The organism is Sphingomonas lacusdianchii (assembly GCF_022664395.1).
Taxonomy (GTDB): Bacteria; Pseudomonadota; Alphaproteobacteria; order Sphingomonadales; family Sphingomonadaceae; genus Sphingomonas; species Sphingomonas lacusdianchii.
The window spans coordinates 30,081-42,708 of record NZ_JAKRET010000008.1 but is presented as its reverse complement, the minus strand read 5'-3'; the positions used below and the strand labels follow the sequence as shown (position 1 = coordinate 42,708).

The window sequence follows — 12,628 nt, the reverse complement described above, 5'->3', positions numbered from 1 at the left end:
ATCAGGCGGCGATGATGCCGAACGCCTGGGTCTGCAACGGGCGGACGGCGGCGTTGATCGGCAGCGTATCGCCGCAACAGGCGCATTCGGCGATGATCCGTCCGACAAACCATTGCGAGGCACCGCAGCTTGGGCAGTTGTTGCGCCCGTGCAGCGCGTAGAGCGGCACCCGCGTATGGAATTGGACGGATCGTTCCATGGCATTCTCCCTGTCGAAAAGGGAACGCCACCACCGCTGCGCAGTTCCGTGCCGAAGCCGCTGAAAAATAGACGAAGCCACCAAAGGTTCCGAACACTGTGCCACGGTTGGACGGTTACGCGAACCGGCTCGCCGCACTTCCGGTTACGCGGGCGTCCGTTCGTCCAGCAGGCTTTGCGCGTCAAGTCCCAGCAGCGCGATATGCGCACGAATCCGGGGCCAGTGCCCGGTCAGGAACCGCTCGCGCTCCGCCACGCGCAGCCGCTCGACCGCACCGGGCAGCACGAACATGCCGACGCCGCGCCGCACCTCGACATAGCCATCGTCCTGAAATGTCTGGTACGCCTTGGCCACGGTCAGCGGATTGGCACCATGTTCGGCCGCGAAGGCCCGGACCGAGGGTAGCTGGTCGCCCGCCCGATATTCCCCACGCAGGATCGCCGCCGCGATTAGCGCGCGCAGGCGAAGATAGACGGGCGTGTCCTCATGGTCGATCGCTGTCATGCTGACTTAATACAGCAACGGCCGGGAAAGTCCACCGCTCACCCGGCCCAAACCGTACGGATGCGCGCCAGATCGGGACGCGGCCGTTCGTCGAGCGGCCGCCCCGGCGACCCGATATAGACGAAGCCCGCAATCGCTTCGTCCCCCGAACCGAACGCGTCGCGAACCCGGGGGCTGAACGCCGCCCATCCCGTCAGCCAGCTCGCGACATAGCCCATGGCGTGCGCGGCGTGGAGCAGGTTCATCGTCGCCGCCCCCGTCGACATCAGTTGCTCCCATAGCGGGATATGGCTGTCGACCGGCGCGGACAGGACGACGATCAACGCCTCCCCCTCGTGCGCGAAGCGGTCGCAGGCGTCGAGTTGCGCTTCGGTCGCACCCGGATTGTCCGCGGCAAAGGCGTCGCGCAGCAGTGCCGCGAACGCCGCACGACGCTCGCGCGGGATCACCACGAACCGCCACGGCGCCAGCTTGCCATGATCGGGCGTGCGCGCGGCGATCGCGATCATCGCATCGATCTCGGCCTCGCTCGGCCCCGGCGCGACCATGTCGCGCGGCTTGCCCGAACGGCGGGTTTGCAGATAGCGGAGCAGCGTCGAGCGGTCGTTGAACGTCATGGCCCGGGACGTAGGGCGCCGCCTGCCTCCGCACAATGCGCTTGGCATTGCCGTTTCTTGCGTTACGAATTGGCGACAGGAGACGGGCGCAGCGCGACCCGGTCATGATACCCCAAGACAAGGGACAACAGCGTGCCTGAATTCAAGGCTTTTGCATTGTGGAACGAGGCCGACTGGATCGCGGCGATCGCGACCTTCATCCTCGCCGCGTTCCTCGCGGGTGGGTTGGCGGTGGGGTTCAGCCGCAAACCCGAATTCGCCGGCCATCCGCGCGGCCTCTACATGCTGTTCTTTGCGGAGATGTGGGAGCGGTTTTCCTATTACGGGATGCGCGCCATCCTGATCTTCTACCTGACGCAGCACTGGCTGTTCAGCGACGGCAAGGCGAACTTGATCTATGGCGGATATACCGCGCTGGTCTATATCACCCCGGTGCTCGGGGGCTATCTCGCCGACCGGTATCTGGGACAGCGCAAGGCGGTGTTGTTCGGCGGCGTCCTGCTCGCCTTCGGCCATCTGTTCATGGCGTTCGAGGGGATGGAGGGCGTCACCGACGCCGCGATCAAGCAGGCCGATCCCGCGATCAACGTCTTCTGGCTGGCGCTCGCGCTCATCATCGTCGGATCGGGCTTTCTGAAGGCCAATATCTCGGTGATGGTCGGGCAACTCTACAAGCTGACCGATATCCGCCGCGATTCGGCCTACACCGTCTTCTATATCGGCATTAACCTCGGCGGGGCGGCGGGTTCGATCCTTGTCGGCTATCTGGGGCAGACGATCGGCTGGGCGTTCGGCTTCGGTCTGGCGGGCATCGGCATGGTCGCCGGGCTGCTGGTGTTCGTGGTCGGCAAGGGGCTGCTCGGCGGCAAGGGCGAGGCGCCCGACCCCGCGGCACTCAAGCGGCGCGTGGCCGGCATGCCGTTCGAATGGCTGCTCTATGGCACCGGCATCGTCGCGGTCGCGGTGATGTGGGGGCTGATCCAGTATCAGGACGTCATCCAGACGCTGCTGATTCTTTCCGGTCTTGGCCTGCTCGGCTATATCTTCTTCACCGCAACATTTGTGTTGCCCTACGGCAGCATAGCCGCCGCTCCGCGCCAAAACGTGATTTTAATGGCGCTTGGGCTTGCCGTGATGCTCGTTGCCGGGATCGCTTCCATTTCGATGGGCTTCACAACGGCCTTACAGGTGGTTTCGGCGCTCGGCTTCGTGTTTGTGATCGCAGCTGCGGCTCGAGAAAAATTCGCTTTGCACGATGCTCCACGCGATCGAATGTTCGCGATCATTTTTCTGATCGGCCTCAACCCGATCTTCTGGGGCCTGTTCGAACAGGCGGGGGGCAGCTTCAACCTCTACACCGACCGCTATGTCGATCGCGGCGGTGTGCCGGCGGCGCTGTTCCAGTCGATCAACTCGATCTACATCATCCTGCTCGGCGCGATCTTCGCCGGCATCTGGGCGTTCCTCGCCAAGCGCGGGCGCGAGCCGTCGGCGCCGGCCAAGTTCGCGCTGGCGCTGATGCAGGTCGGCCTCGCCTTCCTCGCCTTCGTCTGGGGCGCGAACAGCGTCGGACCGGAAGTCGCGACGCCGGTCGCGTTCGTCTTCCTGTTCTATTTCTTCCAGACCACCGGCGAACTGTGCCTGTCGCCGGTCGGACTGTCGGCGATGAACCGGCTGGCGCCCAAGCACCTCGCCTCGCTCATCATGGGTGCGTGGTTCTACATGACCGCGGTCGGCAATTTCGTCGCCGGCAAGATCGGCGAGGCGACCGGCGGCCATGACGGCGAGATGACCAAGGAGGGCACGCTGTCGGTCTATACCACCATCGGCCTGTGGACGATCGGCATCGGCGTGGTCGTGCTGCTGCTCTCCCCGATCGTGAAGCGGTGGATGCACCTCGACACGCTCAAGGACGATGTCGACCACAGCCTCGCCGGCGAGGCCGCGATCGGCGAGCCGAAGGCGGCGGGCGTCGACGTGTGGAAGGAACAGCGCTGACCGGATCGCGATGCGGGACGGTCCTCGACGACCGTTCCGCATCGCATCGGACACCCGCAGAACATGATGACAACCAGTTGAGCCGTTCGTGCTGAGTAGGGGCTGAGCTTGCCGAAGACCCGTATCGAAGCACCCGCACCGGACGATCCTTCGATACGCCATTTCGACATGCGCAATGGTTACGCAGGACGAACGGATGATGGGGTTGGCGCAACGTCATCGCGCTCTGGCCGCGCCCCATGATCCGGTATCGCTACGACATTGACGGGCTGCGCGCGGTCGCCGCGCTGCTGGTCGTCGCCTTCCACTGCGGCTTTGCGAAATTCGTCCCCGGCGGGTTCGTCGGGGTCGATATCTTCTTCGTCATTTCGGGCTATCTCATCACCGGCATCGTCCATGGCGAGATGCAGGCCGGGCGCTTCTCGCTCTGGCACTTCTACGAACGGCGGGTGCGGCGCATCTTCCCCGCACTGATCGCGGTCTATGTCGCGGTGCTGCTGGCGTCGTTCGTGCTGCTGTTTCCCGGCGAAACCGCGCAACAGGCGAAGAACGCCACGGCGTCGATCCTGTTCGTCTCGAACGTCTATTTCTACCTCGGCACCGATTATTTCGATTCGGCATCGCGCTTCAACGCGCTGCTCCACACCTGGTCGATCTCGGTCGAGGAGCAATATTATCTGTTCTTCCCGCCGCTGCTGGCGCTGGCGTATCGGCGGTTCCGTGCCGGTTTGAAGCCGCTGGTCGCGGTCCTGCTGATCGGATCGTTGGCGCTGGCGCAGTGGCGCGTCGCCGACGATGCGTCCGCCGCCTTCTATCTGGTCCAGTATCGCGCATGGGCGTTGATGATCGGCGCCGCGCTCGCGCTCGGCATGGTGCCGGCGGTGCGGCACCGCGGGGCGGCGGAACTGGTCGCCGTGATCGGCGTCGCGCTGATCGTCGGCAGCACCTTGCTGCTCACCGGCGACAGCGTGTTTCCGGGGCTGGCCGCCGCGCCGGCCTGTCTCGGCGCCGCCTGCCTGATCTGGTCGGGCATTGCCGGGCCGACGCTGGTCGGCCGGACCCTCGGCATGGCACCAGCGCGGTTCGTCGGCAGGATCTCCTATTCGCTCTATCTGTGGCACTGGCCGCTGTGGGTGCTGGGCGGGCAGGTGCGCGAGATCAAATCGCTTGCCGGATCGGCGGCGTTCCTGCTGCTGTCGCTGCTGGTCGCGGCGGTCTCGTGGCGGTGGATCGAACAACCCTTTCGCCGGCGCGACCCGGCGACCCCGCCACGGCGCGCCGTGCTGATCGGGGTCGCAGCGATGCTGGCGACGCTCGGCGTGGTTGTGGCGATCCCGTTCGCGGCGCGGGCCTATTGGCAGGTACCGGCTGCGGTCGAGCGGGTCGCGCAGTTCGTCCGCTACCGCGCCGCGCCCAATTCGCGCGCCGGGCAATGTTTCCTGACCACGCATGACCGCTTCGCGACGTTCGATCGCGACCATTGCCTGCGTCTGTCGCCGGACAAGCCCAACGTCCTGCTGCTCGGCGACAGCCATGCCGCGCACTTCTATCGCGGCCTTTCCGTCCTGCCCGGCATCAACCTGCTGCAGGCCAATGCCTCGGGCTGCCGCCCCGTCGCCGATCCGGTGGGGGAGGCGCGCTGCACCGCGCTGATGCGCTATGTGACCGACGATTTCCTGCCGAAACACCACGTCGATACGGTGATCCTGTCGGCGCTGTGGCGCGACGACGACTGGCCGGCGCTGCAACGGCAGATCGCACTGCTGCGGCAATATGTTGACCAAGTCGTGATCTTCGGCCCGATCCCCGAATACAACCACCCCCTGCCCCGCATCCTTGCCGAGGCGCTGTACCGCCGCGATCCCGCGATCGTCGCCCGCCACCGCGTCGCCGCGCGCCGGCGGCTGGACGCGGCGTTCGCCGCGCGGGTGCCGGCGACCGGCGCGACCTATGTTTCGACCTATCGGGCGCTGTGCCCCGCGGATCGCTGCACCTTGTGGACCGACGACGGCAATCCGATCCAGTTCGACTATGGCCATCTGACCGCGCGCGGATCGCGGTTGATGATCGCGCGCATCCGCCCGCAACTGCCCTTCGCCACCCGCTGACCGGCCGGGCACACGAAAACCCTGTTGCACTTGGCCGAAACCACGGTATGCCGGCCGCTCCCCGATCGGGGGCGCTTAGCTCAGTTGGTAGAGCATCTCGTTTACACCGAGAGGGTCGGCGGTTCGAGCCCGTCAGCGCCCACCACCGCCGAAGCGGCGATCGCGCGACCATCACGCTGCTGGACGACCAACGGCAATCGGAACGTTTCCGTACCGATTATTCGATTGGCCCTGTTTTCAGGGATCGCGCATTTGGTGAACATAACGCGTTAACGAATCCGCCATAATGGATGGACATGCGGTTCGTTCAGGCCAATTACCTGCTGATTTTACAGCTTTTTATCGCCCCGATGGCCTTTGCGTCGTTCAGCCTCTGGCCGCCTGTGTCGGGACGGATGCTGCTGGTCGCGCTCGACGGGTCCAGCCGCAGCGACGTCGCCAGGACCGCACTTGCGGGCGGGGCCGCGCTGCTGCGCGCCGGCGTGCTGCCCGGATCGATGGTGGTATCGGGCAACCGCGCGGACATCGCGGCGCAGCGTCGGGGGCGACCGATCCTGATCCTCGCCGCCTCCAGTGTGACCTGCGGGAGCGGCGTTCGTGGCGAATAGCGTGGGAGAAGACAGGGTGCTGGCACGGCTGAAGGCGTCGGTCCTGCGCGAACCGACCGAATCGCTCGGGTCGCTCGACCGGCTGCGCTACCATGGCATCCGGGCCTGGGCGGTGCTCGGCTGGGTGACGCTGATCCTGCTGCTGATCGGCAATGCGATGATGGGAAGCGGGATCGCACCGCCGCTGTTCGTGATCGGCGTCCTGCTCAACATCGCGCCGACGGCGGTCGCGTTGCAAGGGCGCTACGACGCGACCGCGCGCGCGCTGATGGGGACGCTCGCCGCATCGATTCCGGCGATGCTGGTCTTCCTGTTGCGTGGCCATGCGTGGCAGATGGACGCGCACATGTATTTCTTCGTCGGCATGGCGGCGCTGGTCGTGCTGGCCGACTGGCGACCGATCGCGGTGGCGACGGTGCTGACGGCGCTGCACCATGTCCTGCTCGAATGGCTGGCCCCGGATTATGTCTTTACCGGCGACGGCAATATCGGCCGGATCGCGTTCCACGTCGTTGCGGTCGGGCTGCAATCCGGGTTGCTGACGGTGGTGACGATCCAGCTGTACCGGCTGTTCGACGCACAGGATCGCGCCATGCGCCACGCCTGCGACCTCGCCGAGGCCGCCGCCGACGGGCAGCGACGGGCGGAGGCGGCGATGCAGCTGGCGCGCACCGCCGAACGCGATGCGGCGGACCAGCGGCGGCGGCGCGAGGAACAGGCCGCGCGCATCGCGGGCGACCGCCACCGCGAACTGATCGAACTGGCGCAGCAATTCGAACGATCGGTGACGACCGTCGTCCGCAGCATCAGCGACACCACCGACCGGCTGGAAGGGGCGGCGGCATCGCTGGAGGACGGCACCGGCGTCGCCCGGACGGAAGCGGTCGAGGCATCGGCCGGCGCCCATCGCGCCACCGACGAAATCGTCGCGGTCGCCGCGTCGATCCGCGACCTGTCGACCTCGATCTGGACGATCGCCGCCGCCGCCGAACAGCAGAACGATTTGACCGGTACGGCGAGCGGACAGGCGGCGCGCAGCGTGCGGACCGTCGCGATGCTGGAGGAACAGGCGATCCAGATCGAGGGGTTTCTTGGCGATATCCGCGCGATCGCGTCGAAGACGAACCTGCTGGCGCTGAACGCGACGATCGAGGCCGCGCGCGCCGGCGAGGCGGGCCGCGGCTTCGGCGTCGTCGCCGGAGAGGTAAAGGCGCTGTCGGCCGATACGCGGCGGGCGAGCGACCGGATCAGTGCGCTGATCGCCGGGATTCGCGGCGGCGTCGCCGATACCGGCGACAAGCTGCGATCGGTGCATCAGTCGATCGAGGAGGTTGCCGCCGCCGCCAGCGGCATCGCTGCCGCCGTCCGCGATCAAAGCAATACCTCGCGCGCGGTCGACGATGGCGCGACGCGGGTGGCGACGGCGGCGGCCGAGGCCGGACAGCAGATCGACAGCGTCGCCAATGCCGCCGGCGCCGCATCGTCGCTATCGGCGGCGGTCCGCATCAGCGTCGGGCAACTGGTTGGCAGCGCAGGCGATCTGCGCCGCTCGACCGACCAGTTCGTTGCGTATCTGCGTTCCGATCAGGCCCAGCCCAACCCCGCCCGCCCCACCGCCTCGGCATAGCCCTGCATCCCGGCGACCCCGCGCGCGGTCAGCACGATGAACGCACGACGCTTGTCGGCCGGGTCTTCCTGCCGTCCGACCAGTCCCGCATCGGTCAGCGTCGTGATCCAGCGCAACGCGGTAGTCGGCGGCACGGCGGAGGCGATGCACAGGCTGGAGACCGAGACGTTGCCGCCTTCCAGCCGCGCGGCGAACAGGTCGAGCAGCATGTCCCATGCCGGATCGGCGAACAGGTCGGGTGCGAAGAACTGGTCGCGCAGCCGCCGCGCCCGGATCGCGCCGCGCACGCTCGCCGCCGAGACCGCGGGCACCGGTCTGTCACCGACATCGGGCGCGGCGAAATCGTCGGTGCGGTCGCGCACGCCCTCCCCCGTTTCGCCGTCGCGGGCGAGTCTTGCCAGCGCCTCGGCGATACGCGCGACCTCGGCATTCAGCCGCCGCAACCGCTCGGCGTCGCGTTCGGGAGCGCTGAACCCCGCACCGCTGCCCGCGCCCAACACGATCGCGGCGATCCGCTCCTCGGGCCGCGCCTCGCACAGCAGCGTCGCGGGACCGCCCAGCAGGTGCAGCGACACCATGTCGATCGCCTCGACGCCGAAGCTGACCACCAGCTGCGCCCGGTCGCGCCCGGCCCTTGCGGCAAGGATCGGCAGCGCGCCATCAAGCGTCTCGATCGCCACCCCGGTCGCATCGACCAGCAACAGGTCGGCATGGGTGATGTCGTCCAGCGCCTGTGCCAGCCCGGCAAAGCCGATCGTCGCGGCGACTACGATCCCGGCATGGCGCGCCATCGCCTGCGCATCGGCCGCCGCCAGCGCGTCATCGGCGACGATCACCCCCCGCCGTGCCGCCGTCGATTGCTGCTCGAATCCTTCGAACTCCGTCACCCGCCTGCCCCTTCGCTTCAGCCGCGCACCCTACGCCGCGACCGTTGCGATGAAGCAACGAACCAGGTCAGTCCATCGCCTTGACGATCTCCTCGACCATCTTCTTGGCATCTGCCAGCAACATCATGGTGTTATCGCGGTAAAAAACTTCGTTATCGACCCCTGCATAGCCGACGCCGCCCATCGACCGCTTGATGAACAGCACCGTTTTCGCCTTTTCGACGTCGAGGACAGGCATGCCATAGATGGGTGAGCTCTTGTCGGTCTTCGCCGCCGGGTTGGTCACGTCATTGGCGCCGATGACGAAGGCGACATCGGTCTGCGCGAATTCGCTATTGATGTCCTCCAGCTCGAACACATCGTCATAGGGCACGTTCGCCTCGGCGAGCAGCACGTTCATATGCCCCGGCATCCGCCCCGCGACCGGGTGGATCGCATATTTCACGCGGACGCCATGTTCCTTCAGCTTGTCGCCCATTTCGCGCAGGGCATGTTGCGCCTGCGCCACCGCCATGCCGTAGCCGGGGACGATGATGACCTGTTCGGCCTGTTGCATCAGGAAGGCGGCATCCTCGGCCGAGCCGCGCTTCCACGGCCGGTCGATCGCGGCCGCGCCACCTCCGCCGCTGTCGGTCGCGCCGAACCCGCCGGCGATCACGCTGATGAAGCTGCGGTTCATCGCGCGGCACATGATGTAGCTGAGGATCGCGCCCGACGAACCGACCAGCGCGCCGGTGATGATCATCGCGGTGTTGCCGAGCGTGAAGCCCATCGCCGCCGCCGCCCAGCCCGAATAGCTGTTGAGCATGCTGACGACGACCGGCATGTCGGCCCCGCCGATCGGGATGATGAGCAGGAACCCGATCGCGAACGACAGAACGACCACCGCCCAGAACGGCCACGCATCCTGCGTATGGGCGAACTGCGCGACCAGCAGCAGGATCGCCGCCAGCGTGGCGAGGTTGATGACGTGGCGGCCGGGCAGCAGGATCGGCTTGCCCGACATGCTGCCGTTCAGCTTCAGGAAGGCGATGACCGATCCCGAAAAGGTGATCGCGCCGATCGCGACGCCAAGGCCCATCTCGACCTTGCTGACGGGATTGATGACGTTGAACGGCTCGCCGATCATCGGCACGACGACCGACGAAATGCCGAACGCGCCCGGATTGAGATAGGCGGCGATCCCGACCAGCACCGCCGCCAGCCCGACCAGCGAGTGGAAAGCGGCGACCAGTTGCGGCATCGCGGTCATGGCGATGCGCCTGGCGGTGGTCAGGCCGATGATCGCGCCGATGGCGATGGCGGCGAGGATTTCGGCGGCACTCGCCCAATCGATCGCGATCGGCAGGGAGCTTGCCGGTGCGTAGACCGTCCAGCCTTCGGGTGCTGCCTGCGGCAGATGCGTCAGGATCGTGGTCAATACCGCGATCCCCATGCCGATCATGCCGAGGCGATTCCCCCGCCGGCTGGTCGCGGGCGACGACAATCCGCGCAGCGCGAGGATGAAACACACCCCCGCCACCAGATAGGCGAAGGCGACCCATGGATTGACCGGTGCGGCCTCGTGCATGCCCCTCACCCCTTCTTCTTGTACATGGCGAGCATCCGTTCGGTGACGGCAAAGCCGCCGAAGATGTTGATGCTGGCCAGCACCACGCCCAGCAGCCCCAGCCACTTCGCGCCCGGCACCCCGGCGGCAGCGGCGGCGATCAGCGCGCCGACGATGATGACCGACGAGATCGCGTTGGTGACCGCCATCAACGGCGTGTGCAGCGCGGGCGTCACCGACCACACGACATAATAGCCGACGAAGCAGGCGAGGACGAAGATCGACAGGATCGAGAGGAAGTCCATCGGTTACTCCGTTGGGTGGGCGAGGTTCAAATTCTCCCCAAGCTCGCTTGGGGAGGGGGACCGCCGGCGCAGCCGGTGGTGGAGGGGTAGCGCGGCTGCCACGATCGCTTCGGCCGCCGCATCAACGTCCGCCAGCACATGACGCGCAGGTACGCGCAAGACGGTCAGGCCATGCGCCGCCAGCACCACGTCGCGCTCGCTATCCCGCGCCGGGCGATCGCCGCGATCATGCGCCTCGCCGTCGATCTCCACCGCCAGTTTGGCGCGGGCGCAGTAGAAGTCGACGACGTACCCGAGCATCGGGTGCTGCCGACGAAACTTCACGCCATGCGGTTCCAGTCGCAGCCGTTGCCACAACAGCACTTCAGGCAAGCTCATCGCTTGCCTTAGCTGCCGCGCTCGCGCGACCGTCGCTACCCCTCCACCACGCTTCGCGTGGTCCCCCTCCCCATGCGGAGCATGGGGAGGATTTGGGGGCAGCGCCTCTCTCACCGCTTCGCCAGCACCAGTTCCGCGAGCAGCCGCTGGATCGCCGCCGGATCGGCATTGCGGCTGACCTTCAGCGACAGCGGCATCGCCTCGCCGGTCACCCACAGCTTCAGGTCGCTGTCGAGATCGAACGTCCCCGCGCTTTCGACCGAAAAACTCTGGATCGATCGATAGGGCACGCTGCGGAACGAGATTTTCGAGCCGGTAAGCCCCTGCACATCGACCAGCACGAAGCGGTAATTGGTCAGGAACGCGGTGTCGCGCAGCGAGCGGAACGCGGCGAGCACCTCTTCGCCGCCGATCAGCGCATGGCCGTATTTCTCGCGGATTTCCGCCGGGTCGACTTCGTGGCTGCTGAACAAACCCATGGCGTTTCCCTTTGTAGAATCAGTCGGTCAGGCGCGGACTTACGATCTGGCCGTCGCGGGTCAGCACGATCGCCTGGGTCACTTCGTCATCGGGCGGCAGGACGGGACGGCCCGCGCCCTTGTCCCAATAGGCCGACAGAAAGTTGTAAAGGTTGCGCGCAAAGAGGGCCGATGCGTCCGCAGCCAGCCGGCTCGCCACGTTGCGATGGCCGACGATGTTGACACCGTGACGCTGCACGACCTCGCCCGCGACCGATCCTTCGACATTGCCGCCCTGTTCGACCGCGAGATCGACGATGACGCTGCCCGGCCGCATCGACGCCACCTGTGCGTCGCTGATCAGGCGCGGCGCAGGCTTGCCGGGGATCAAAGCGGTGGTGATGACGATGTCCTGTTTGGCGATGTGACCGGAGACCAGTTCGGCCTGCGCCGCCTGATATTCCGCGCTCATCTCGCCGGCATAGCCGCCCGCGCCCTCGCCCTCGATCCCCGCCACCTTCTCGACGAAGATCGGCTTGGCGCCGAGCGACAGTATCTGTTCCTTCGTCGCCGAGCGGACGTCGGTCGCGCTGACCTGCGCACCCAGCCGCCGCGCGGTCGCGATCGCCTGCAGCCCGGCGACGCCGACGCCCATCACGAACACCCGCGCCGCGCTGATCGTGCCGGCGGCGGTCATCATCATCGGAAAGGCGCGGCCATATTCGGACGCGGCGTCGAGCACCGCCTTGTACCCCGCCAGATTGGCCTGCGACGACAATATGTCCATCGACTGGGCACGGGTGATGCGCGGCATCCACTCCATCGCCAGCGCCTCCAGCCCCAGCGCGGCATAGCCGTCGATCCGCGCGCGGTCGGCAAAGGGGTTCAGCCCGGCGACCAGCCACGCGCCGCGCTTCGCCCCCGCCAGACTGTCGGGCGCGGGCGGGGCCACGCCGAGCAGGATATCGGCACCGGCAATCGCCTCCGCCCGCCCGAAAGGGGTTGCGCCCGCAGCGGCATAGGCGGCATCGTCGATCGACGCGCCGGTCCCCGCCCCCTGCTCGACCAAGACGGTCGCGCCCAGTGCGATCAGCTTCTTGACGGTTTCGGGGGTCGCGGCGACCCGGCGCTCGCCGGCGGCCTGTTCGGCGAGAACCGCGATCCGCATGTCAGCCCGCGATCAGCCAGATGACCAATGCGGCAAGCAGGGCACAGATCACCGTGCCCCAGGCGAACCAGCGGATGAAGCTGTTGTATGTCCCGGCATGGGCCGGGGTGTGGCCGTCGCTCGCCATCGATGAACCTCTCCATACAGCGTCGTTCAGGCAACTCTAACGCAGGTTGGACCAAGAACAACCCCCGCACCGCCTCCGACGGATTTCATTACCGT

14 protein-coding genes and 1 tRNA gene are annotated in these 12,628 nt (G+C 66.9%); 5 read left to right on the top strand and 10 right to left on the bottom strand.

All coding sequences use genetic code 11. From position 1 onward, the window contains the following. Position 1: 1 nt before the first annotated feature. The 3 genes from MF607_RS12145 to MF607_RS12135 all read right to left on the bottom strand — a co-directional run bounded on the left by MF607_RS12145 (position 2) and on the right by MF607_RS12135 (position 1,320). Positions 2-199, bottom strand: a complete 198-nt coding sequence (locus MF607_RS12145; protein ID WP_242119075.1) for a hypothetical protein — start codon at positions 197-199, stop codon at positions 2-4. 144 nt (positions 200-343) lie between these two features. Further along, the gene (locus MF607_RS12140; protein WP_242119073.1) at positions 344-703 is read right to left on the bottom strand and encodes a GntR family transcriptional regulator; all 360 of its coding nucleotides are present in this window, start codon (positions 701-703) and stop codon (positions 344-346) included. A 38-nt stretch (positions 704-741) separates the two neighbouring features. Continuing rightward, positions 742-1,320 carry a nitroreductase family protein gene (locus MF607_RS12135; RefSeq protein ID WP_242119071.1) on the bottom strand — a complete coding sequence of 193 codons (579 nt, stop codon included), beginning with the start codon at positions 1,318-1,320 and terminating at the stop codon, positions 742-744. A 132-nt stretch (positions 1,321-1,452) separates the two neighbouring features. Here MF607_RS12135 and MF607_RS12130 point away from each other — a divergent pair, with 132 nt between their 5' ends. The 5 genes from MF607_RS12130 (at position 1,453) to MF607_RS12110 (ending at position 7,661) form a co-directional block, all read left to right on the top strand. Next, positions 1,453-3,318, top strand: a complete 1,866-nt coding sequence (locus MF607_RS12130; protein WP_242119068.1) for a peptide MFS transporter — start codon at positions 1,453-1,455, stop codon at positions 3,316-3,318. A 239-nt stretch (positions 3,319-3,557) separates the two neighbouring features. After that, positions 3,558-5,426 (top strand): acyltransferase family protein, encoded by a 1,869-nt coding sequence (locus MF607_RS12125; protein ID WP_242119066.1) that lies wholly within the window; start codon positions 3,558-3,560, stop codon positions 5,424-5,426. A gap of 69 nt (positions 5,427-5,495) precedes the next feature. Beyond that, positions 5,496-5,571 (top strand) — tRNA-Val (locus MF607_RS12120). A gap of 151 nt (positions 5,572-5,722) precedes the next feature. Beyond that, entirely contained in the window at positions 5,723-6,034 is a 312-nt protein-coding gene (locus MF607_RS12115) for a hypothetical protein (protein WP_242119063.1), read from the top strand. Then, complete coding sequence (locus tag MF607_RS12110) at positions 6,024-7,661, top strand: methyl-accepting chemotaxis protein (protein WP_242119062.1); 1,638 nt, start codon at positions 6,024-6,026, stop codon at positions 7,659-7,661. Before MF607_RS12115 ends, MF607_RS12110 begins: the two co-directional genes overlap by 11 nt. On the opposite strand, the gene MF607_RS12105 is transcribed toward MF607_RS12110, so the two are convergent. The 7 genes from MF607_RS12105 to MF607_RS12075 all read right to left on the bottom strand — a co-directional run bounded on the left by MF607_RS12105 (position 7,619) and on the right by MF607_RS12075 (position 12,533). Then, positions 7,619-8,548, bottom strand: coding sequence for a winged helix DNA-binding protein (locus MF607_RS12105; RefSeq protein ID WP_242119059.1), 930 nt, complete (start codon positions 8,546-8,548; stop codon positions 7,619-7,621). The two genes, MF607_RS12110 and MF607_RS12105, sit on opposite strands and share 43 nt — an antisense overlap. 67 nt (positions 8,549-8,615) lie before the next feature. After that, a complete protein-coding gene (locus MF607_RS12100) occupies positions 8,616-10,118 on the bottom strand; it encodes an NAD(P)(+) transhydrogenase (Re/Si-specific) subunit beta (protein ID WP_242119058.1) in 1,503 nt (500 codons plus the stop codon). Positions 10,119-10,123: 5 nt separating this feature from the next. Next, positions 10,124-10,402 (bottom strand): NAD(P) transhydrogenase subunit alpha part 2, encoded by a 279-nt coding sequence (locus MF607_RS12095; RefSeq protein ID WP_055757824.1) that lies wholly within the window; start codon positions 10,400-10,402, stop codon positions 10,124-10,126. Between the two features lie 3 nt (positions 10,403-10,405). Next, complete coding sequence (locus MF607_RS12090; RefSeq protein WP_242119055.1) at positions 10,406-10,780, bottom strand: endonuclease domain-containing protein; 375 nt, start codon at positions 10,778-10,780, stop codon at positions 10,406-10,408. Between the two features lie 110 nt (positions 10,781-10,890). Further along, positions 10,891-11,259: a PH domain-containing protein gene (locus MF607_RS12085; RefSeq protein ID WP_056452913.1), complete on the bottom strand. Its 369-nt coding sequence runs from the start codon at positions 11,257-11,259 to the stop codon at positions 10,891-10,893. 19 nt (positions 11,260-11,278) lie between these two features. Beyond that, positions 11,279-12,406: a Re/Si-specific NAD(P)(+) transhydrogenase subunit alpha gene (locus MF607_RS12080; RefSeq protein ID WP_242119054.1), complete on the bottom strand. Its 1,128-nt coding sequence runs from the start codon at positions 12,404-12,406 to the stop codon at positions 11,279-11,281. A 1-nt stretch (position 12,407) separates the two neighbouring features. Next, complete coding sequence (locus tag MF607_RS12075) at positions 12,408-12,533, bottom strand: aa3-type cytochrome c oxidase subunit IV (RefSeq protein ID WP_242119052.1); 126 nt, start codon at positions 12,531-12,533, stop codon at positions 12,408-12,410. Positions 12,534-12,628: the final 95 nt, after the last annotated feature.